This is a genomic window from Mycobacterium florentinum, from assembly GCF_010730355.1.
Classification (GTDB): domain Bacteria; phylum Actinomycetota; class Actinomycetes; order Mycobacteriales; family Mycobacteriaceae; genus Mycobacterium; species Mycobacterium florentinum.
Genome location: NZ_AP022576.1, coordinates 3,789,162 through 3,810,931, shown reverse-complemented (window position 1 = coordinate 3,810,931; position 21,770 = coordinate 3,789,162). Strand labels below are relative to the sequence as shown.

Annotated in this window: 19 protein-coding genes; 6 read left to right on the top strand and 13 right to left on the bottom strand. The window is 67.1% G+C overall.

Features of this window, described 5'->3' with window-relative positions; all coding sequences use genetic code 11:
- Positions 1-230: 230 nt before the first annotated feature.
- The 5 genes from aftB to glf are packed head-to-tail and all read right to left on the bottom strand — an operon-like array spanning position 231 to position 6,737.
- Complete coding sequence (aftB, locus tag G6N55_RS18050; RefSeq protein ID WP_269473965.1) at positions 231-2,225, bottom strand: terminal beta-(1->2)-arabinofuranosyltransferase; 1,995 nt, start codon at positions 2,223-2,225, stop codon at positions 231-233.
- Entirely contained in the window at positions 2,212-3,123 is a 912-nt protein-coding gene (locus G6N55_RS18045; protein ID WP_085224807.1) for a decaprenyl-phosphate phosphoribosyltransferase, read from the bottom strand. Before G6N55_RS18045 ends, aftB begins: the two co-directional genes overlap by 14 nt.
- Positions 3,124-3,134: 11 nt before the next feature.
- Positions 3,135-3,656, bottom strand: coding sequence for a phosphatase PAP2 family protein (locus tag G6N55_RS18040; protein ID WP_085224753.1), 522 nt, complete (start codon positions 3,654-3,656; stop codon positions 3,135-3,137).
- Positions 3,649-5,538 (bottom strand): glycosyltransferase, encoded by a 1,890-nt coding sequence (locus G6N55_RS18035; protein ID WP_085224751.1) that lies wholly within the window; start codon positions 5,536-5,538, stop codon positions 3,649-3,651. Before G6N55_RS18035 ends, G6N55_RS18040 begins: the two co-directional genes overlap by 8 nt.
- Positions 5,535-6,737, bottom strand: a complete 1,203-nt coding sequence (gene glf, locus G6N55_RS18030) for a UDP-galactopyranose mutase (protein WP_085224749.1) — start codon at positions 6,735-6,737, stop codon at positions 5,535-5,537. The genes G6N55_RS18035 and glf overlap by 4 nt, the downstream gene beginning before the upstream one ends.
- Positions 6,738-6,989: 252 nt before the next feature.
- On the opposite strand from glf, the gene G6N55_RS18025 reads away from it, so the two are divergent.
- The 3 genes from G6N55_RS18025 to G6N55_RS29885 all read left to right on the top strand — a co-directional run bounded on the left by G6N55_RS18025 (position 6,990) and on the right by G6N55_RS29885 (position 11,774).
- Positions 6,990-8,015: a PirG gene (locus G6N55_RS18025; protein ID WP_179968082.1), complete on the top strand. Its 1,026-nt coding sequence runs from the start codon at positions 6,990-6,992 to the stop codon at positions 8,013-8,015.
- A 140-nt stretch (positions 8,016-8,155) separates the two neighbouring features.
- The gene (locus G6N55_RS18020) at positions 8,156-9,814 is read left to right on the top strand and encodes an LGFP repeat-containing protein (protein ID WP_179968081.1); all 1,659 of its coding nucleotides are present in this window, start codon (positions 8,156-8,158) and stop codon (positions 9,812-9,814) included.
- Between the two features lie 43 nt (positions 9,815-9,857).
- Positions 9,858-11,774 carry a spermine/spermidine synthase domain-containing protein gene (locus G6N55_RS29885; RefSeq protein WP_232078777.1) on the top strand — a complete coding sequence of 639 codons (1,917 nt, stop codon included), beginning with the start codon at positions 9,858-9,860 and terminating at the stop codon, positions 11,772-11,774.
- Between the two features lie 7 nt (positions 11,775-11,781).
- Here the strand turns inward: G6N55_RS29885 and G6N55_RS18005 are convergent, their stop codons facing one another.
- From G6N55_RS18005 to G6N55_RS17975, 7 genes are all read right to left on the bottom strand, one after another.
- The gene (locus tag G6N55_RS18005; RefSeq protein ID WP_085224743.1) at positions 11,782-12,252 is read right to left on the bottom strand and encodes a DUF350 domain-containing protein; all 471 of its coding nucleotides are present in this window, start codon (positions 12,250-12,252) and stop codon (positions 11,782-11,784) included.
- Positions 12,253-12,284: 32 nt separating this feature from the next.
- Entirely contained in the window at positions 12,285-13,451 is a 1,167-nt protein-coding gene (locus G6N55_RS18000) for a glutathionylspermidine synthase family protein (protein ID WP_085224742.1), read from the bottom strand.
- Positions 13,448-14,092, bottom strand: a complete 645-nt coding sequence (locus G6N55_RS17995; protein WP_232078776.1) for a hypothetical protein — start codon at positions 14,090-14,092, stop codon at positions 13,448-13,450. Before G6N55_RS17995 ends, G6N55_RS18000 begins: the two co-directional genes overlap by 4 nt.
- A gap of 156 nt (positions 14,093-14,248) precedes the next feature.
- Entirely contained in the window at positions 14,249-15,076 is an 828-nt protein-coding gene (locus G6N55_RS17990; protein WP_085224740.1) for a Cof-type HAD-IIB family hydrolase, read from the bottom strand.
- A 45-nt stretch (positions 15,077-15,121) separates the two neighbouring features.
- Positions 15,122-15,907: a lysophospholipid acyltransferase family protein gene (locus G6N55_RS17985; protein WP_085224738.1), complete on the bottom strand. Its 786-nt coding sequence runs from the start codon at positions 15,905-15,907 to the stop codon at positions 15,122-15,124.
- Positions 15,908-15,929: 22 nt separating this feature from the next.
- Positions 15,930-16,679: a lysophospholipid acyltransferase family protein gene (locus tag G6N55_RS17980; protein ID WP_085224736.1), complete on the bottom strand. Its 750-nt coding sequence runs from the start codon at positions 16,677-16,679 to the stop codon at positions 15,930-15,932.
- Between the two features lie 6 nt (positions 16,680-16,685).
- Positions 16,686-17,453: a lysophospholipid acyltransferase family protein gene (locus G6N55_RS17975; protein WP_085224734.1), complete on the bottom strand. Its 768-nt coding sequence runs from the start codon at positions 17,451-17,453 to the stop codon at positions 16,686-16,688.
- 59 nt (positions 17,454-17,512) lie between these two features.
- Between G6N55_RS17975 and G6N55_RS17970 the strand changes: the two genes are divergently transcribed.
- From G6N55_RS17970 to G6N55_RS17960, 3 genes are read left to right on the top strand one after another with little or no spacing between them, the layout of a single operon-like run.
- On the top strand, positions 17,513-18,268 hold the full coding sequence (locus tag G6N55_RS17970; RefSeq protein ID WP_085224800.1) for a phosphotransferase: 756 nt from the start codon (positions 17,513-17,515) through the stop codon (positions 18,266-18,268).
- A gap of 37 nt (positions 18,269-18,305) precedes the next feature.
- Positions 18,306-19,856 (top strand): MBL fold metallo-hydrolase, encoded by a 1,551-nt coding sequence (locus G6N55_RS17965; protein WP_085224732.1) that lies wholly within the window; start codon positions 18,306-18,308, stop codon positions 19,854-19,856.
- Positions 19,853-20,179 (top strand): hypothetical protein, encoded by a 327-nt coding sequence (locus tag G6N55_RS17960; protein ID WP_085224730.1) that lies wholly within the window; start codon positions 19,853-19,855, stop codon positions 20,177-20,179. Before G6N55_RS17965 ends, G6N55_RS17960 begins: the two co-directional genes overlap by 4 nt.
- Here G6N55_RS17960 and G6N55_RS17955 read toward each other — a convergent pair.
- Complete coding sequence (locus tag G6N55_RS17955; protein ID WP_085224728.1) at positions 20,176-21,732, bottom strand: phytoene desaturase family protein; 1,557 nt, start codon at positions 21,730-21,732, stop codon at positions 20,176-20,178. The two genes, G6N55_RS17960 and G6N55_RS17955, sit on opposite strands and share 4 nt — an antisense overlap.
- Positions 21,733-21,770: the final 38 nt, after the last annotated feature.

The window sequence follows — 21,770 nt, the reverse complement described above, 5'->3', positions numbered from 1 at the left end:
TGAACCACACGAACCCGCGCGGGCTCTCATCGAGGACGCCCCGCAAATCCTCGTCGCGCGGCGGTTTGGTGGGGTTTTCGGGCCGCATTCGGCGCCCGAAAACGGCATTTCCGCATGTGCCGGGCAGTGAGCGCTTACTGGTGGAGGTGCAGATGTGAATTTGCTGTAAGTATCCGGCGCCGGAAAAATTGTGATTGGTTCGATATGTGTGAGATTTCTCCACGCGATATTCACTCGCGGGGCGGCGGTGGAGACGGCTCCGGCACCGGCAGGCCGCACCGGGCGAGCTCGTAGAGCGGCACCCGATCGATCCGGTACGCGGTGAATTCGAAGGAGTGCAAGAAGTTTGAGACGAACCGGTGCGGCGACATCGGGGCGCGCACCGACGCCAGCACCGCCTTGGTCTCGGGACATTGCAGCGCCGCCACCGCCTGGGCGACCCAATTCGCGTCCAGGTAGCCCGGAATGCCCGGATATACCTTCACCCATGGCCCGTCCGCGATCACCCAGTCCGGGAACAGATTCTTGTCATGCCCGATACGGCCGTGCGTCAGGCGCCGCGTGTGCTGGGCCAGCGGGTTCGCCAACCCGATCTGGTCGATCACCCGGACGTCGAGCCCCACGTTCATGCCCAGCATGCCGAGGTTCGTGAAAAACACTGCGTGTTGCGGCTTTTGCGGCGGTTTGCTGTCGGGGGGGCTGCCGGGGGCCGTCGGCGGCTGCTGCAGCTGGGGCACGATGTCCCACTGGATGTAGTTGCCGGACGGCAGCAACAACGCCCCGTCCGGGGTGTTGTCCAGCGCCGCCAGCACCGCCGCCATCCTCGGATAATCGAGGTAATCGGCGGCGGTCAGCGGGTGCGCGTGGCCGGTCGCCTGGGCATAGAAGCGACGCTCGTCGACGATGCCGCTGTAGGTGACGTGGGTGGCGTCGTAACCCATCCCCGGTGAGTTTGCTGCCCACAATGACCAGCCCGCGATACCGAGCCACAGCAGGCTGGCCGCACCGGCCAGCCAGTAACCCGTTTCGCGGGAGAAATCCTGCCCGTCGGGGATCAGAACCGGGATCACGGCGACCGGTGCCAGCAAACAAAAAAGCGGGGTCAGCAGCACGCGCGCGTGCATGAAGTCGCCGCCCTGCCGGGTCCAGTACAGGGCCTGCAGAAGCCCGCTCACGAGGACGAAGGCCACCGCCGCCGGCGGGCTTTGCACCGCACGCGCCACCCGGCCGTAGTTGGGCGCCAGCATCGGGCGCAAGAACGACGGCCGCCGCCGCGCCGCCATCAGCAGCAGCCCCAGCGGCACCAGCAGCAGCACCGGCAGCCACACGGCGTAGGGCGAGACGAAGTTCGACAGATAGATCATGCCCTGGGACCACTTGTCACCAGCGGCGTCCTTGGCCAGCGCCGTCCCGGGCACCAGCAGTCCGTAATAGCCCATCCGGAAGATCTGGTAGGCCACCGGAAGCAACCCTCCGGCCACCACGATCAGCATCCGGCGGCGCCAGGTGCGGGCCGCGATCAGCATCATGATCAGGGCCAGGCCGCCCATCAGCGCCAGCTCGGGGCGCACCAGCACACTGAACCCCGCGACGAAGGCCAGCACCCCCAGGAACACGTCGCTCTCGGGCCGGTTGCGCACCGGCTGCGACCAGCGGACCATCATCCACCACAGCAATCCCAGATAGGCCAGCGTCAGGCCGCTCTCGAGCCCGGAGGTGGCGAAGTCACGCGCCGGCGGCAGTGCGATGTACACCAGCGCCCCGGCGGGCAGCATGATCGCCCGGCGTCCCCGCAGGCTGGGGGCATAGAGCCGGCCGGCGCCCAGCATCAGCAGCGCCACGCCCGACACGGACAGCACCAGCGCCAGCGTCAGCGCCACGTACTCCATCCGCACCGGCCCGCCGACCCAGCTGCCGATGTACATCAGGTAGGTCCAGGCCGTCGAGGTGTTCGCCTCGACCCGCTCGCCCTGGTTGAACACCGGCCCATTGCCGGCCAACAGGTTACGCACCGTGCGCAGCACGATCAGTCCGTCGTCGGCGATCCAGCGCCGCTGCCAGGCTCCCCAGCCGAAGAGCACGGCGACCACCGCCACGCTCACCCACAGGCTGACCCGAACCACGATGTCGTACGGGAACGGCGGCGGGTTGGCCCGCCCGACCCTCGGCCGGCGGCGCATCACCTCGCGCTTGATGGCCTCCAGGCCCGGGCTAGCCGAAGGCAACGGCGGCACCAACTGTCGCGATCCACGCCAGGAACAGCAGCTGCAACACCCGGTCACGCAGCGCAATTTCTTCGGGCTCGCCGGCCAGTCCGCCGTCGACGTCAACGGCGTAGCGCAGCACCGCAATGGTCAGCGGAACCATCGACACCGCGTACCAGGAGCCCGAACCGCGGTCCCGCTCGAACGCCCATAACCCGTAACACATCACGAAGGCCGTCGCCGACATCGTCCAGACGAATCGCAGGTAGGTGCTGGTGTAGCTTTCCAGCGACTTGCGGATCGCCGCGCCGGTGCGCTCGGCCAGCTGCAGCTCGGCGTAGCGCTTGCCCGCCGCCATGAACAGCGACCCGAACGCCATGATCAGCAGGAACCACTGCGACAGCGGGATGTCGGTGGCCGCACCCCCGGCGATCGCCCGGAGCAGATACGCCGACGACACGATGCAGATGTCCAGCACCGCTTGGTGTTTCAGGCCGAAGCAGTAGGCCAGCTGCATCGCGAGGTAGACGCCCATCACCACCGCGAGGTTCGGCGTCAGCCAGAAGGAAATCCCCAGCGAGGCCGCACCCAGCACCACGGCCAGCGCGTAGGCCAGCCATTCGGGCACCACGCCGGCCGCGATCGGACGGAACCTCTTGGTGGGGTGTTCCCGGTCGGCTTCGACGTCGCGGACGTCATTGATCAGGTAGATCGCCGACGCCGCCAGGCTGAACACCACGAAGGCCACGGAGGCCTTGGTCAGCACATCGGCGTAGTCGTACCGGACCCCGTGCCCCGCCGCGGCGACCGGCGCGGCCAGCACGAGCACGTTCTTCACCCATTGGCGCGGGCGCATGGCCTTGATCACGCCGGTGATCAGGTTCGCCGGAGGTTTTCCGGTCACCACGTCTTCGCTCATTTCGGCCACACCTATCTCGACTTTCTATCGAGCCAGAGTGCAAGGCGCGCGACCGCGGCGCCGAGCGCCACGCCGAAAGCAACGTCGCTGGGATAGTGCACGCCCAGCAGTATCCGGGACAGCGCCATCGGCGGAACAAGCACGGCGGGCAGCGGCAGTCCGGTGGCCCGGCCCATCAGGATGGCCGCGGCGGTCGTCGAGGTGGCATGCGCGGACGGGAAGCTCAGCTGGCTGGGGGTGCCGACATTGACCGAGACCGCCGAATCGTGCGGGCGTTTGCGTCGCACCACTCGCTTGAGCACTACGGCGGCCGCGTGCGCGCCGAACGTGCCGGCCGCGGCCACCAACCATTCCCGGCGGCGGCGCTCCCGCAACAGGGCGCCCAGCAGTTCGACGATCAGCCACCCGACGCTGTGCTCGCCGAAGTGCGACATTCCGCGCGCGGTGGCCAACACCCCGGGGCGGTTAGCCAGTGCCGACTGAACGGCCACCATCACGGCTACTTCGCCGCTCGGCACGGCCGGTTCAGCCATGTTGGCTTGCTTCCGGCAGCAGCACCGTCTCCCACTTCTGCTTGCTGGACAGCACCGGCAACGCGTCCCGGTACACCTTGCGCATCTCGTCGAACCGGCTCAGCAACTGGCGCTGACGGCGCAGGGAGGACAGCAGCAGGCGGAACATCTTGCGCCGATCGCGCTGCCGGTACACCACGCCGCACCCGTCGGCGGTGGTGACCGTGACACCGTCGACGGTGCACAGCCGGAACCAGCGCGCATCCTGGGCCGGCACGTTGAACTCCGGGCGGCGGTGGCTTTCCGGGTCGGCCGCCGTCGCGTTGTGCATGATGCCGCGGGCCAGCCGGTAGCTGATGGACACCGGGTTCACCGGCGGCTTCATCGCCTTGGTCTTGTGCTGCGGTGGCGGCAGTTCACTCGCCGCGGGCAGCACCACGGCGTCCGGGTACTCCTTGCGCAGCCGATGCACTTCCGGCAGTCCCGATTCCAGGATCGAGAAGATGTGCTCCGGGCCGGCCAGGAAGTCGTCGATCGCCCTGTTCTGGATCGCGACCGTTGAGTACTCAAGGCAGGCAAGGTGTTTCAGGGTGGCCTTGAGGTGGCTACGGACCAGGCCGGCGATGTCGCCGTCCCAGTGCAGTGCCGCGACCACCAGCCGGTTGCGCAGGTGGAAGTAGGCCTGCCAGTCGATCGCGTCGTCCTTGTCGCTCCACGCCATGTGCCAGATCGCGGCACCGGGCAGCGTGACCGTCGGGTAGCCGTGTTCGCCGGCGCGCAGCCCGTATTCGGCGTCATCCCACTTGATGAACAGCGGCAGCGGCTGACCCAGCTCCTCGGCGACCTGCCGCGGGATCATGCACGTCCACCAGCCGTTGAAGTCGACGTCGATGCGACGGTGCAGCAGCGCGCTGCGATCGTTCTTGTCCCCCAACGGGAATTCGGCGAAGTCGTGGTCGTACTCGGCGTGCGGCGCGGCGGTCCACATGAAGTTCGACTGATTGACGACCTCACCCATGATGTGCAGGTGCGACGGCTCCTGCAGGTTGAGCATCTGACCGCCGACCAGCATCGGCGTCTTGGCGAAGCGGCTCATGGCCAGCACCCGCAGGATCGTGTCCGGCTCGATGCGGATGTCGTCGTCCATGAACAGGATCTGTTGGCAGTCAGTGTTTTTCAGCGCCTCGTACATCACCCGGCTGTAGCCGCCGGAACCGCCGAGGTTGGGCTGGTTGTGGATGGACAGACGATTGCCCAGGCCCGCGGACGCCGCCGCGAAGTCCGGGTGATCGCGCACCTTGCGGGTGCCCTGATCCGGGACGATCACCGCGCCGATCACCTTGTCCACCAACGGGTCTGCGGTGAGATCGGCCAGCGCATTGACGCAGTCGGCGGGGCGGTTGAAAGTCGGGATACCGACGGCGATGTTGGCCGTGCCCGGAGCCTGTTCGGTCGCGTACCAGCCCCCGCTGACCAAGTTGACCGCGGTGTCGGTGGTGATGTCGAACCAGATCCAGCCGCCGTCCTCGAACGACTTGAGCGGCACCTCGATCTCGACGACGGCCGGCTGTTCGTCGGTGCCGACGAATTGGCGTCCCTCCACCGAGATCCGCACCCCGGTGGCCTTGGTGCGGTACAGGTCGATGCGCCCGGTTCCGGTCAGCTCGGCGCGCAGCACCACCGACGTGCAGATCGACCAGCGGCGCCAATAGCTGGCCGGGAAGGCGTTGAAATACGTGGCGAACGAGACCTCGGATTCTTTGCCGATCTCCAGCGAGGTGCGGGTGGTCGCGTGCGCCCGCCGGGCGTTGGTGGTCGACTCCTCGAGGTACAGCTTGCGCACGTCGAGCGGTTCACCCGGGCGCGGCAAGATGATTCGGGACAGCAAGCTCACGGCACTCATCCGCGCGCGCCTTCCTCTTCTTCGATTAGGGCTTTGCCGTCACGCAGGTGTGGCGCGAGGGTGTTGTCGTACATATTCAGTGCGCTGGCAATCGCCATATGCATATCCAGATACTGATAGGTGCCCAGCCGCCCGCCGAAAAGTACCTTCGAAGCAGCGGTCTCGGACTTCGCCCTCCCCCGGTAGGCGGCCAACAGGGCGCGGTCGGCCTCGGTATTAATCGGATAGTAGGGCTCGTCGTCGTCCGCGGCGAACCGGGAGTACTCCCGCATGATCACCGTCTTGTCGGTCGGGTAGTCGCGCTCGACGTGGAAGTGCCGGAATTCGTGGATGCGGGTGTACGGGACGTCGGGATCGTTGTAGTTCATCACCGGCGTGCCCTGGAAGTCGCCGATGGGCAGGACCTCGAGCTCGAAGTCCAGGGTGCGCCAGCCGAGCCGCCCCTCGGCGTAGTCGAAGTAGCGATCCAGCGGGCCGGTGTAGACGACCGGGGCGTCGGGGCTCTCGGCGCGCAGTTGCTCGCGGACGTCGAACCAGTCGGTATCCAGCCGGACCTCGATGCGGTCGTCGGCGGCCATGTTCTCCAGCCACGCCGTGTACCCGTTGACCGGTAGGCCCTCGTAGGTGTCGTTGAAGTAGCGGTTGTCGAAGGTGTAGCGCACCGGCAGCCGGGTGATGTTGGCCGCGGGCAGTTCGCGCGGGTCGGTCTGCCACTGCTTGGCGGTGTAGCCCTTGACGAACGCCTCGTAGAGCGGCCGGCCGATCAGCGAGATGGCCTTTTCCTCGAGGTTCTGCGCGTCGGCGGTGTCGATCTCGGCGGCCTGCTCGGCGATCAGCTGCCGGGCCTGCTCGGGGGTGAAGTACTTGCCGAAGAACTGCGAGACCAGGCCCAGTCCCATCGGGAACTGGTAGGCCTGCCCGTTGTGCATCGCGAACACCCGGTGCTGGTAGTTGGTGAATTCGGTGAACTGGCGCACGTAATCCCACACCCTCTTGTTCGAGGTGTGGAAAAGGTGGGCGCCGTACTTGTGGACCTCGATGCCCGTCTGCGGCTCCGCTTCGGAATAGGCGTTGCCACCGATGTGCGGGCGTCTCTCGACGACGAGCACGCGCTTTCCGAGTTGGCTGGCCACACGTTCGGCGATGGTGAGGCCGAAGAATCCGGATCCGACGACGAGGAGGTCAAAACGAGCGGTCATCGGTTGCTTAGGGTATCTGACCCCGCGGGCGTAACCCCATTTGGCGAGGCTGACGAGTCGGGATTCGAGCACGTGAAGACTGGTTTGCAGGCACCCGAATCGCACGTAACGCGCAGGGTCGCAAAAACCTCACGATTCAATATCGCCACTCTAGTAACAGCTTTCTCACTCGTACCATCGACTTTGCGTGGTTCCCACCGGGTACGGACTGGTGGGATCCGCCGACACAACCGATGAATTGAGGAGACTTCCGTGCCGAACCGACGCCGTCGCAAGCTCTCGACAGCCATGAGCGCGGTCGCCGCCCTGGCAGTGGCGAGTCCTTGCGCTTACTTCCTTGTTTATGAATCGACCGCCACCAGCAAGCCGGTGGAGCACCACGATTTCAAGCAGGCAGCGGTCATGACCGACCTGCCCGGCGAGCTCGTGGGTGCGCTGACTCAGGGTCTGTCCCAGTTCGGGGTCAACCTGCCGCCGATTCCCGCCCTGGGCGGTACCGGCACCGGCACGACGGGCCTCGGGACCACCGGGCTGACCAGCCCGGGTCTGGGCACTCCCGGCTTGGGCACCACGGGCCTGACCAGCCCGGGTCTGGGCACTCCGGGCCTGGGCACCACGGGTCTGCCGAGTCCGGGCCTGACCAGCCCGGGTCTGACCCCCGGTCTCACCAGTCCGGGTCTGACGCCCGGTGCCGCGCCCGGTGCGCTGACGCCCGGTGTGCCCGGCACGCCGACCACTCCCGGTATGCCGACAATGCCCGGCGCGGGGCTGAACCCGGCGCTGGCCAACCCCGGGCTGACCAGCCCGGCCGGCCTGACTCCCGGTGGCCTGGGCACCCCCGGCGAGGTGCCGATCAGTGCACCGATGGACCCGGGTGTCGACGGCACCTACCCGATCCTGGGTGACCCGTCGACGCTGGGCGGCGGTTCGCCGATCGGCGGTGGCACCGGCAGCGGCGGCGGTGGCGGGCTCGTCAACGACGTGATGCAGGCCGCCAACCAACTCGGTGCTGGTCAGGCCATCGACCTGCTCAAGGGCCTCGTGATGCCGGCCATCATGCAGGCTCAGGGCGGCGCTGGTGCTCTACCGGGTGCGGCCGGTGCCCTTCCGGGTGCCGCCGGTGCCCTTCCGGGTGCCGCCGGTGCCCTGCCGGGCGCGGCCGGTGCACTGCCCGGTGCGGCTGCGGCCCTGCCGCATGCCGCGGCGGCCCTGCCGGGTGCCGCTGGTGCCCTGCCGGGTGCGGCGGCAGCGCTTCCCCCGGCACTGCCTCCCGTCTAGAACTTCGGGGGTCCTGTCACCCGACGGCACCGCAGAGTCACTGCTCTGCGGTGCCGTCGAACAGTTCGGGCCCGGTTTTGGGCACCCGGAAATTCGTGTCGCCTCATTAATAACACCAGAAACACACGTAACATCAGCTGGTGTCGTCTCGTCACCGTGCGCCAACGATGTTGCTTACCGCCATCGCGGCCACGGTGGTCCTCGTTTCGGCGGTCGCGGACCTGACCCGCGACCACGGCGCCCGCGGCGCCGCGCCGCCGGCTCGCGAGACCAAGCTCACCGAGCGGCCGCTGGTCGGACTCGGCGCCGGCGTCACGGTTCGCGAAGTCAGCCAAGAGACGCCGTTTTCTCTGGTCGCCCTCACCGGTGACCTGGCCGGCACCTCGACCCGGGTGCGGGCCAAACGCCCCGACGGTTCGTGGGGACCCTGGTATCAGACCGAATACGAGACCGCGGCGCCGGACAACGGTCCGCCGGCCGGTGAGTCGGCCCCGCCGGCCGGACCGACCGAGGGACCCCGCAGCACCGATCCGGTGTTCGTCGGCACCACGACCACCGTGCAGATCGCGGTGACCCGCCCGCTCGACGCCGAGGTGACCGTGGGCGTACCGCCCGCGGCGCCGGTCAACGATCTGGGCTACCGGCCCGCCTCCCGGGAACAGCCGTTCGGTCAGAACATCTCCGCGATCCTCATCTCCCCGCCGCAGACGCCGGCCAAGACACAGTGGACACCACCGGCCGGAGTCGTGATGCCCGGCCAGGCTCCCCCCATCATCAGCCGGGAGGAGTGGGGTGCCGACGAGTCACTGCGATGCGGTAGTCCGCAGTACGACAACGGGATTCGTGCGGCCGTCATCCATCACACCGCGGGCAGCAACGACTACTCCCCACTCGAATCGGCGGGCATCGTCAAGGCGATCTACACGTACCACAGCAAGACGCTGGGCTGGTGCGACATCGCCTACAACGCCCTGGTCGACAAGTACGGCCAGGTGTTCGAGGGCGGCGCCGGCGGTCTCACCAAGGCCGTCGAGGGCTTCCACACCGGCGGATTCAACCGCAACACCTGGGGTGTCGCGATGATCGGCAACTTCGACGACGTACCGCCCACACCGCTTCAGCTTCGCGCGGTCGGGCGGCTGCTGGGCTGGCGGCTGAGCCTGGACGGCGTCGACCCCAAGGGCACGGTGACATTGGAGTCCGCGGGCAGCCACTACACCACGTATCCGGCCGGCGCCGTCGCGACGCTGCCGACCATTTTCACCCACCGCGACGTCGGCAACACCGACTGCCCGGGCAATGCCGCCTACGCGCTGATGGACGAAATCCGGGACATCGCATCCCATTTCAACGATCCGCCGGAGGAGTTGATCAAGGCGCTGCAGGGCGGCGCGATCTACCAGCACTGGCAGGAGCTGGGTGGCATGAACAGCGTGCTGGGCGCGCCCACCTCGCCGGAGGACAACGCCGAGGGCGATGCCCGCTACTCCACCTTCGCCAAGGGCGCCATGTATTGGTCGCCAGTGACCGGAGCACAACCGGTCACCGGAGCGATCTATGACGCCTGGGCCTCGCAGAGCTACGAACGCGGCCCGCTCGGCTTGCCGACCAGCGCCGAAATCCAAGAGCCGCTGCAGGTCACGCAGAACTTCCAGCACGGAACGCTGAACTACAACCGCCTCACCGGTGACGTCAACGAGATCCTGGACGGCATCACTACCCAGCTCACCGGACAGGCGCCCGCCGCCCCGGCCGTCCCGCCGGAACACTTCTCGCTGCCGACGCACCCGGACGCCTAGTCCGCGCCCCGCGCACACCGTCGCGCGTACTACTCTGCGACCTGTGCCCGAGACACCGTATCTGAGCATCGATCTCGGTCAGGTGCGCGAGAACTTCCGGGCGCTGCGCACCGCATTTCCCCAGGCGCAGATCCGCTACGCGGTCAAAGCGAACCCCGCCGAACCGATCCTGCGCCTGCTGACGACGGAGGGCTCCGCATTCGACGTCGCGTCCGTCGGCGAGATCGACACCTGCGGATCCGCCGGGATCGACGGCGGCCTGCTGACGTTCGGGAATACCGTCAAGAAGCCCGCCGACATCGCCCGGGCGTATAAGCGCGGGGTGCGACGGTTCGCGTTCGACACCGAGCAGGGAGCCGACGACATCGCCGAGCACGCGCCGGGCGCGGCGGTGGAATGCCGTATCGCACCGGACTTTCCATCGTCGGTGACGCCGTTCGGGCACAAGTTCGGCTGCGCGCCCGATGCCGCCGCGGGATTGCTGAGGCGCGCCCGGCAGCTGGGACTATACACCGAGGGCGTGTGCTTTCATGTCGGCTCACAACAGCTCGACCCGGCGGCATGGGAGCTGGGAATTCGTTGTGCCGCATCGATTTTCGACGAGGTCGGCGATCTGCACACGATCAATGTCGGCGGCGGGTACCCGCTGGCGTATGCGGTCGGCGCACCGGACCTCGGCGTGGTCGCCGAGGCAATCCACTCCGCACTGGCCCGCCATTTCGGCGCGAGCCCACCGCGGCTCGCCGTAGAACCCGGGCGGGCGATCGCGGCCACGGCGGGCACGATCAGCTGCGAAGTGGTCGCGGTACGTGCCGGAACCGATGCGCGGCGTTGGGTGTACCTGGACATCGGGCGTTACGGCGGTCTCGCCGAGACCGAGAACGAGTACATCCGGTATCGGCTTGCGACCGACCGCGATGGCGATCCCGTCGGCGACGCGGTCGTCGCGGGCCCGACGTGCGACGGCGACGACGTGCTCTACCAAAGCTATCCGCTTCCGCTCACCCTGAGTCCAGGCGATCGGGTCGAGATCGCCGATGCCGGCGCCTACACCGCGAGCTACGCATCGGTGAATTTCAACGGATTCTTCTCACTGCCAACATATTTCGATGAGCCTACCGACAACCGATGGGAGATCGCCGAACCGCTGGCGCCGGGACTGACCCGGATCTGGGAACTGTCCGAGGTCGTCTGCGACGTCGACACCGAGTTCCAGAACCTGGTGATCGGCCGCACCCACCAAGGCATCTCGTTGTTCAGCGACGGCGAACGGCAGAGCACCGAGTTCAGCCAGCTCGTGTATCACGAAGCGCTGCTGGTGCCGGCGCTGCTACTGGCCGGCGAGGTCAACCGGGTGCTGGTGATCGGTTCGGGCGAGGGCGTGGTCAGCCAGCAGGCGGTGGCGGCGGGGGCCACCCAAGTCGACCACGTCGACATCGATCGCGAGGCCGTCCGGCTGTGCGCGCGGCACCTGCCCTACGGCTACACGGAGGACGAACTACGCAGGGCGGAAACAGGTTCCGGGCCGGTTGCCATGCACTACTGCGACGGCTGGGAATTCGTGGGCGGCGCCTGTACGCCGTACGACATCGTGGTGATCGATCTTCCCGACGAGCGCGTCGAGCCCGTCCAGCACAATCGGCTTTACGACATCGACTTCCTGCGACGCTGCCGGGATATCGGCCGCGTGGTTGTCGGTCAGGCCGGCTGCCCCACGCTGTGGCGCAACGAGTCGCTGCACTCGGCATGGCGACGATTTCGCGAAACTTTCTCAAGCGTAATATATTTCGGCAGCGACGAACACGAGTGGGCGTTTCTTTCCGGGCTGTCCGAGACCTGCGACGACCCCGTCGCGAGGATGTCGGCGCGCTTGCCGGCGCTACCATACCGCCCCCGCACCATCGACGCGGACACGCTGGCATCCGCCACCGTGCCGCCAAAAAGCCTGCGCGCCAGCTAGATCGGCGTCAGAGAATCGCGACCGCGACCACGACGCCCAGCGCCACCTGCGACGCGGCCACCATCAACGCCTCGTAGTTGAACTCGTCGGCGTTGAACAAGTTGTCCATGTCGATGCCGATCACCATGGTGGCGATCCGCATCATCACCACCTGGGCGATGATGCCCACCAATCCGAAGACCGCCGATCCCACCAGCCCTTCGGCCAGCTTTCCGGACGACGAGTAGATCGCCAGCACCACAATCAACGCCATGCTCACCATGCCCGCCGCGGACACGATGATGGCGTTCGGCTTTCCGACGTTGACCATCTTGCGCAGCGGCCCCGGCGTGGTCAGATCGATGGCGTAGAACCCGACCAACATCAGCACCAGACCGACGATCGCGTACAAGATGATGGCGCCCGCGCCACGGCCGAGCACCGCCCAATATCCGTGGTCCCAATAGCCCGAATTCAGCGCCACGATGTTTGTCGTCATCGATGATCAACTCCGTTCACTTGCTCTGAAGTTCACTTCTGGGGGATCCGGTGTGGGACAAAGGCCGCGCCGTCGTCGGTGATCAGTCCCGCCGTCTCGCGGATGCCGAGGCCGGCCGCCGTGTCGCCGACGATCCATGCGCCCAGGGCCGGACGCATTTCGTCGAATTCCGGCAGCGGGTCCAGCAGTTGATAGACGTATCCCTCTTCGCCGTAGACGCCGCCGGTGGCGGTCTGCATGCCGGCGCCGACGACGCTGATGTTCGCGCCCTCGCGCCCGAGCTTGGGTTTGCGGACGTATTCGGTCAGCTCGTGCGGGTCGTCGATGTAGGCGGGCAACAGGTTCGGGTGGCCCGGATACATCTCCCACAAGATGCCCAGAATTGCCTTGTTGGACAACAAGGTTTTCCACAGCGGTTCGATCCATGCCGTCTGCGGCAGGCTGGAGATCACGTGCTTGCCGAACTCGTCGTCGAGCACCCATTCCCACGGGTAGAGCTTGAAGACCGCATGAATCTGCGACTCTTCGAGATCGACGAAACGCTCCAGCGCGGAGTCCCAGCCGAGGTCCTCGATCGTCAGTCCGATGGTCTGAAAACCCGCCTCCGCGGCGGTTTCCTGCATATAGGTGGTGGTGATCTGGTCCTCGCCGGTGGCTTCCACACCCGACCAACTCAAGTGCAGCTCATCGCTGGGCAGCAGGTCCCGCAGCTGCTTCCAGCGGTCGACCAATTGTTCATGCAATGAGTTCCACTGGTCGTCTTCGGGGAAGCAGTCCTTGAGCCAATACCATTGCAGGATAGCCGCTTCCAGTAGCGTGGTCGGCGTATCGGCGTTGTACTCGAGCAGCACCGCGGGCCGGCGCCCGTCGTAGCGTAAGTCGAAGCGGCCGTACACATGTGGGTCGGCGCGGCGCCACGATTCGGCGATCGGCTGCCAACTCCATTCCGGCAGGCCGAATTCCGCGTAGCGCTCCATCAGCACGACCTGCTCGACGGCGTTCAGGCACATCGAATGCAGCAGTTCGACATCGGCTTCCAGCGCCAGGATCTCGTCCATCTCGAACTCGTAGTGGACGGATTCGTCCCAGTACGGCCGGTCGCGACCCCTGGCGTCACGCGCGGGCGTCCCATACACCAGGCCTTGCGATTCCACGGTCGTCTGCCAGTTCGGCCGCGGCTTGTGCCTGGAGCGCTTCACGAGCCGCTGCTCTTTCCGGGGGATGAGCCGCCCAGGCCGCCGCGCGAAATGCTGCTTCCCGACTTGGTGGTGATGTTGGCGCCCTTGGGCGCGCTGGTCGTCCCGCCGATCGGCCGCGAACCCACCTCACCCGAACTGCCGTAGTAGTAGTGATACTGGTGGCCGCCGTAGAAGAAGAAGCCGTTGAGTCCCTCGGTGTGCCCGGTGCAGTAACTGTCCGGCACGATCACCGGCTGACCGCTCGGATCCTCCTGAACGCACTGGGCGGTGACGTTCGGCGTCGACAACGCCCAATATCCAAGGCCGGCCACCACACCCACCACACCGACGGCGGCCGCGGCGCCCATCAACACCCGGCGCTGGTGGCGCCGCTTGGCCCCGGCTGCCTGGCGCGCCTCCTCAAGCTCCTTCTGCTTCTTTTCGTACTTGGCCCGGGCCCGCAATTCGGCGGGGGTGGGCGGGCGCGGCTTGGTCGTCGCCGCGTCCTGGAATTCCATGCTGCCGCCGGACGTGAATTGCCCGGACTCGTCGTCGTCCGCGGGTTGCGCGTCGTCCCCACTCCCGCTGAGCTTCTCGGGCTTCTCGTCCGCCTTGTCGTCCGTGGGCTCGCCGTCCTGCGGCGGTTGTTCGTCCGACGCCACTACCGGTCCTTCGACCCGGACACATCGCCGCCGGGGGCGGCCTGCGCCGTCGGGCAGGCGAACACCTGACGACGGGCAACGGGCCGGAACGCGGGCACGCGGGCAGTCTGCCACATTTGCTACGGCTTCGGCAGAGATCGGCACCGGCGCGGCCGGCTAGCCCCACCACCGCTCGAGCACGCGTCCCACCCCGTCGTCGCTGTTGCGCGCGGTGACCTCGTTGGCGACCGCGAGCACCTCGGGATGCGCGTTGCCCATGGCCACGCCATGGCCGGCCCACTGCAGCATCGGCAGATCGTTGGGCATGTCCCCGAACGCCACCACTTCGCCGCTGACGATCTCCAGCGGCCTGGCGATCTCGGCGATGCCGGTGGCCTTGCTGACACCCAGTGGCACGATCTCCACCAGCCCGTTGTTGGTGGAGTAGGTGATGTCGCCCTCGACGCCGACGTGCTTGACGAGTTCGGCGGCCATATCCGCGCTGCGGGCACCGGACTTGCGGATCAACAGTTTGATCGCCGGCGCGCTGAGCAGGTCTTCGATCGACACCTCGGTGTTGTCCGGGTTCAGCCAGGCGTGCTCGTAGCCCGGCGAGCTGACGAACTGCGGGGTCGCCGTGTCGTGGGCGCTTCGACCGATCCGCTCCACCGCCAGGCCGGCGCCCGGAATCACGCGCGTCGCGAGCTCGGCCAATTCGGCCAGGGTGTCCACGGGCAGCGTGCGCGTCGACAGCACCCGGTCGGTGGCGGGGTCGTAGATGACGGCGCCATTGGCGCACACCGCCATCGGCGCGAAACCCAGCTCCTCCACGATCGGACGTATCCACCGCGGCGGGCGTCCGGTTGCCACAACGAATTTGGCGCCCGCGGCGACGGCGGCGCGCACCGCCTCACGAGTACGCGGGGTGATGGTTTCGTTGTCGTCGAACAATGTGCCGTCGACATCGCACGCGATGAGCGCCGGCCGCGAAGTCGGCGCCGTCATTGAGCTGTCACTCAGGCGATCCGCCCGTCCAGCCGGTCGTGCTGGTCAATGCCGTCCGCTTTGCGTTTCGCCCGGCCGGGTCACCCCGTCGGTCCCGTACTTCTGGGCCCGCTGTTGCAATTCCACCAGCCGGATCTGCTGGGAATCATCGCGGTTCGGCGCGCCGCCGCCGAGGCGCTGTGGCACCCAGAACTCGCCCTCCGGATGCGGATACTCCTCCTGCACCCGGTAGAGCAACTCGTTCATCGCCTGGCGCAGCGCCGCGTTGAGTTGCTCGACGGAGCCGTGCGGCGCAATCGGCCGTCCGGCCGACACCGTGACCGGAATCTTGTTGCGGAACAACTTCTTTGGATGATCCTTGGGCCAAATCCGGTGAGCGCCCCAGACAACCAGCGGGACGAGCGGCACCTGCGCGTCCAATGCCATCCGGGCGGCCCCGGACTTGAATTCCCTGAGCTCGAAACTCCGGCTGATCGTGGCCTCGGGGTGCATGCCGATCAGTTCGCCCGCGCGCAGTCGCTGCACGGCCAACGCGAACGCGTCGTGCCCGTTGCGGCGGTCCACCGGGATGAGCCTGGCGTGCTTGATCACGTAGTCGACGGCCTTCACGTCGGCCATCTCGGCCTTGATCATGAAGTACATGCGCCGGCCCCGTTCCCGCGCGGCGAACAGCGACGGGAGCCAGTCCAGGTAGCTGGTGTGGTTCTGCGCGATCAGCGCGGGACCCCGCTGCGGAATGTTCTCGAGCCCGTGGAACGTGAACTTGGTCCCGTTCATCGCGACGAGCGGGGGAACGATCAATTCCCCGAACCGGTAGAACCCCTCTGGCATGTCTTTCTCCTTCGCCCTAAGGCTACTGGCGCGGGGTGCGATTGGCTGCCCGCGCCGCGGCCTCATCAGCCTCGATCCGCGCCGCCTCCGCCACCGTGGGCGCCCCGCCGCCCAGCCGGCTCGGCACCCAGTACTCCCCGACCGGTTGCGGATACTGCTGCTGCGCCTCGTAGAGCAACTTGGTCATCGCCTCGCGCAGCGCGTCGTCGGTCTGTGCGATGTCGTCGTCGGCGTATAACGGCGGGCCGACCAGCACGGTGATCGGCACGTTGTGGCGGCCGATGCTTCGCGGATGGTCCTTGGTCCAGATCCGCTGCGCACCCCAGACGATGACCGGGACGATCGGGACGTCCGCTTCGCGGGCCATCCGGGCCGCGCCCGTCTTGAACTCCTTGAGCTCGAAACTGCGGCTGATGGTGGCCTCCGGATACACCCCGACCAGCTCTCCCTCGCGAAGCCGCTGCACGGCCACCGCATAGGCACCCGACCCGGCGTTTCGGTCGACCGGAATGGTGTGCGTGCGCTTGATCAGGAAGTTGACCACCTTCACGTCCTGCATCTCGGCCTTGATCATGAACCGCAGCCGACGGCCGCGACGGCGCATGGCCAGTCCGGCCGGGAGCCAGTCGACATAGCTGGTGTGATTGATGGCGACCACCGCACCGCCCCGCGATGGGATGTTCTCGACCCCGCCGTAGCTGATCCGGGTGCCCGTGGCGAAGACTCCCAACTGGGACAGGATCTCCAACGTGCGATAGGTCGGCTCCGCCATGGGCAGCTACTCCGGCGCCCCCGCGGCTTGGGCCCGCCGTGCTGCCCGCGCGGCCGCCTCTTCGGCGTCGAGGCGCGCGGCGTCGGCCAGCGATGGGGCGCCGCCACCCAATCGGTGCGGCACCCAGAACTCACCGGCCGGGTGCGGTCCGTACTGTTCTTGCGCCCGTTCCAGCAAATGCTGCATCCGCGAGTGCAGCAGCCCCCGCAATTCCTGCACACCCAGTGTCGGTTCGATCGGCTCGCCCACCAGCACCGTGATCGGCACCTTCGGGCGAAGAAGTTTTTTCGGATGTCCCTTGGTCCAGATCCGCTGCGCGCCCCAGACGATGTGCGGAACGATCGGCACCCCGGCCTCCACGGCCATCCGCGCGGCGCCGCTCTTGCATTCCTTGATCTCGAAACTGCGGCTGATCGTCGCTTCGGGGTAGACGCCGACCAGCTCGCCGTCCTTGAGATTGCGCACCGCGGCTTCGTAGGACGCGGCCCCGTCTTGCCGATCCACCGGGATGTGGCGCAGGCTGCGCATGATCGGGCCGGTGAGCTTGTCGTCGAACACCTCTTGCTTGGCCATGAACCGCACTTTGCGGCCAAGCCCCTGCTTGTAGGCGGGCAAACCGGCGAAGGTGAAGTCGAGGTAGCCGGTGTGATTGATCGCGATGACCGCACCGCCGCTGGTCGGCAGATGCTCGACACCGGAGACGGTGATTTTCAGGCCCTGCATGCGCCAGATCGTGCGAGCAAGCAGGATCGCAGTGCCGTATACCGGTTCCACAGCTTCCCAGCCTAGTGGTCGCGGCCGTGAGCCGCCTGAAGTGGTGAAAAGAGGTGACCATGACATTCCCGCCGTCGCCGCCGCCGGTGCCCGCGATCGTCGACCGCTTCGCCGGCGGCCGGCCCGTGCGGGCGGTGTGGGTCAACGAGGAGGGCGGGGTGACCTTTCGGCTGGGTTCGGGCCACTCCGGTCGGGAGTTCGTCAAGGTAGCCGGCGCGCCCGGCACCGACTTCGGCGCCGAAGCCCGGCGGCTGCGCTGGGCGGCCCGGTACGTGGCGGTGCCACGCGTGCTCGGATTCGGGGTCGACGGTGACCGTGCCTGGCTGCACACCCACGGACTGCCGGGCCTGTCCGCGGTGCACCCCCGGTGGCTGGCGGCCCCGGAGGCGGCGGTGCGCGCGATCGGTGCGGGGCTGCGCGGACTGCATGACGGATTGCCGACGGCCACCTGCCCTTTCGAGTGGTCGGCGGCGGGCCGGCTGGCCGCGCTGTCGCCGACCATCCGGTCGCGGGTCGGCGAGCCGCCGCCGGTCGATCGGCTGGTGGTCTGTCACGGCGACGCGTGCGCGCCCAACACGCTGGTCGATGACGACGGCCGTTGTTGCGGGCATGTCGACTTCGGCGAACTCGGGGTGGCCGACCGCTGGGCCGATCTGGCGGTGGCGACGCTCTCGTTGGGCTGGAACTTTCCCGGCCGGAATTGGGAGACCGTGTTCTTCACCGCCTACGGCGTCGAACCGGACCCGGTGCGCATCGACTACTACCGGCGGCTGTGGCAGGCCTCGGATCCCACCTGGGCTGCGACCTCACGCTAAACTCGACACGATTCCACGAACCATTGGAAAGGCATTTGTGCAGGTCACGAGCGTCGGGCACGCCGGATTTCTGATCCACACCCAAGCGGGCAGCATTCTGTGCGACCCCTGGGTTAATCCGGCCTACTTCGCGTCGTGGTTCCCTTTTCCGGACAACACCGCCCTGGACTGGGACGCGCTGGGCGACTGCGACTACCTGTATGTATCCCACCTGCACAAGGACCACTTCGACGCGAACCATCTGCGCGATCACGTCAACAAGGACGCGGTGGTGCTGCTGCCCGACTTCCCCGTCCCGGATCTGCGAAATGAACTGCAGAAGTTAGGGTTTCACCGGTTCGTCGAGACCAGCGACTCGGTCAAGCACCAGGTCAGCGGGCCCAAGGGCGACCTCGATGTGATGGTGATCGCGCTGCGGGCACCCGCCGACGGCCCGATCGGCGATTCGGCCCTCGTCGTCTCCGACGGCACGACAACGGTTTTCAACATGAACGACGCCCGGCCGGTCGATTTGGACATGCTGGCAACCGAATTCGGGCACATCGATGTCCACCTGCTGCAGTACTCCGGAGCGATCTGGTACCCGATGGTCTACGACATGCCGGCCCGGGCCAAGGAGTCGTTCGGCATCCAGAAGCGGCAGCGCCAAATGGATCGCGCGCGCCAGTACATCGCCCAGGTGGACGCGACCTGGGTGGTGCCGTCCGCGGGACCGCCGTGTTTTTTGGACCCCGAATTACGCCACCTCAACGACGACCACGGCGATCCGGCCAACATCTTCCCCGACCAGCTGGTGTTCCTGGACCAGATGCGCCGCCACGGGCACGACCGCGGCCTCCTGATGATTCCCGGCTCGGTCGCGGATTTCACTGGTACGTCCTTGAATTCGCTGCGGCATCCGCTGCCCGACGACGATGTGGAGGCCATCTTCACCACGGGCAAGGCGGACTACATCGCCGACTACGCCGACCGGATGGCCCCGGTACTGGCCGCCGAGCGGGCCGGCTGGGCGCCCGCGGCCGGCGAGCCGTTGCTGGAACCGCTGCGCGCGCTGTTCGAACCGATCATGGTGCAAAGCGACGAAATCTGTGACGGCATCGGCTACCCCGTCGAGCTGGTGATCGGCCCCGAGACCGTGGTGCTCGATTTCCCGAAACGGATTGTGCGCGAACGCATTCCTCACGAGAAGGTTCGCTACGGATTCGCGATCGAGCCCGAGCTGGTGCGCACGGTGTTGCGCGACAACGAACCGGACTGGGTCAACACCGTCTTCTTGTCCACACGTTTTCGGGCGTGGCGGGTCGGCGGCTACAACGAGTACCTGTACACCTTCTTCAAATGCCTGACCGACGAACGCATCGCTTACGCCGACGGCTGGTTCGCCGAAACCCACGATGACTCCGCGTCGATCACCGTGGACGGCTGGGAGATTCAGCGCCGCTGCCCGCACCTCAAGGCCGACCTGTCGAAATTCGGTGTGGTCGAAGGCGACACGCTGACCTGCAATCTGCATGGCTGGCAGTGGCGGCTGGAAACCGGTCGCTGCCTGACCACCCGCGGTCACGAACTGCGGAGCCGCCGAGCATGAGCGACACCTACGACGACGGCTTGGTGCAGCTGGACCGGGCCGCGATCACGTTGCGGCGCTACCACTTTCCCGACGGTACGTCGAAGATCATCGCACTGGACGCGATCCGCGGCTACAAGGCACAATCGTTGGGCTGGCTGGCGGCCCGGTTCACCCTCTGGGGCGGACCGGACCCGCGCCATTGGCTGCCGCTGGACATACGGCGGCCGCTGAAGTCGACGCTGATCACCCTCGATGTTCCGGGAACCCGGCCGAGCCCCGCGTTCACCCCGGCGCGCCCGGACGAATTCATCGCCCTGCTGGATACCTTGCTGGCTCGCTAGCGATCCTCGAGCGCGGCACGCGCGGCGTTGTAGCCCGGGGTGAACGTGATCCCCGGTCCGCCGTGGCAGCCCGCACTGCCCAGGTACAGCCCCTTGATCGGGATCGGTTGACCGAGAAAGCCTTTCGGCCCGGGCCGGTTGGGGCCGATCTGGTTCGCATTCAACAGGCCATGGCAGTAGTCGCCGCCGGGGGCGCCGAACATCACGCCCATGTGCCGGGGCGTGAAGGTGGTGTGCCGAATGATGCTGCGCTCGAAATTCGGTGCGAGCCGGGTGATCTTGTCGATCACCCGCTGACCCATCTCGACCTTCGCCTGCCCGTAATCCACGTCGCCCTCTATCGGGAAGAACAGCGCGAACGCCGACGCGGCATGCTTGCCCTCGGGCGCCAGGTCCGGGTCGTTCTGCGACGGGATCTGCAACACGACCGTCGGATCGGCCGGCACAATGCCGCGCCGGGCGTCCTCCCACTGCTGCTGGACTTCCTCGGGCGTGCAGAACAGGCCGATCGAGGCCTGCATCGCCGGCTGGTTGAGTACCTCGTAGGGCGCGGCGAATTCGGGTGCCTCGTCCAGGGCGAAGTGCATCTGCAAGTAGCTGCCGCGGTGGTCGATGCGCGCATAGCGTTCCCGGATGTCGGCGGGCAGCGCGGCAGGGTCGATCATCTCGTTGAGCGTGACGTCCGGCGCGATGCCTGAGACGACGATCGGGGCGTTGAACGTCTCGCCCGCCTCGGTGCGCACTCCGGTCACCTGCCCGTCGGCCACCAGAATCTCGGTCACCTTGGTACGCAACCGAACTTCACCGCCGTGGCTCTCCAGCACCTCGCGCAGATGCTCGGTGAGCGCGCCGATGCCCCCGCGCAGTTTCTTCATCTGCATGGTGTCCCCGTCGGGAACGCCGAGGCCGAACGCGAGCGCCGCGGCACTACCCGGCGTGGACGGGCCGCGGTAGAGCGTGTTGACGGCCAGCACGGTCATCGAGCCGCGGATCGCGCCGAACTTCTCACGGTCGGGCAGATAACGGTCCAACACGTCGGTGACCGATCCGAACAACATGTCGTCGATCGCCGAGCGCTCGAATTCGTTTGTGGCACAGGCATACATCTCGTCGATGCTCTTGGGCGGCATGCCGGCCTCGAACCGGCCCAGCGCGCGGGTCGGCGCCTGGGCCCATCCCATCAGCCCCGCCATCCCGTTGACGGCCTCGGCCCCGTGCACCTCGTTGAGGTGGGTGAACAGCTTGATCGGATCGCTGTACTGGATCAGCGGATCGTCACCGACGCCGCGCACGGCCACCGACATCACGTCCAGGTCGATCGTCGGCATGGTGTCCAGGCCCAGCTCCTTGACCACCTGCAGCGACGTCGGGAACAGCACCGAACCGGCGATCTCGAACTGGTACCCGTCGAACAGCTCCACGGTGGACGCCATCCCGCCGGCATAGAGCTTGGGGTCCAGGCACAACGTGCGCAGTCCCGCCTTCTGCAGCATTACGGCCGCGGTCAGCCCGTTATGCCCTGCACCGATCACTATCGCGTCATAACCAGTCATATGCCTGCCCTCCGGAAAGGAGGCTCGCACGGTCGCAA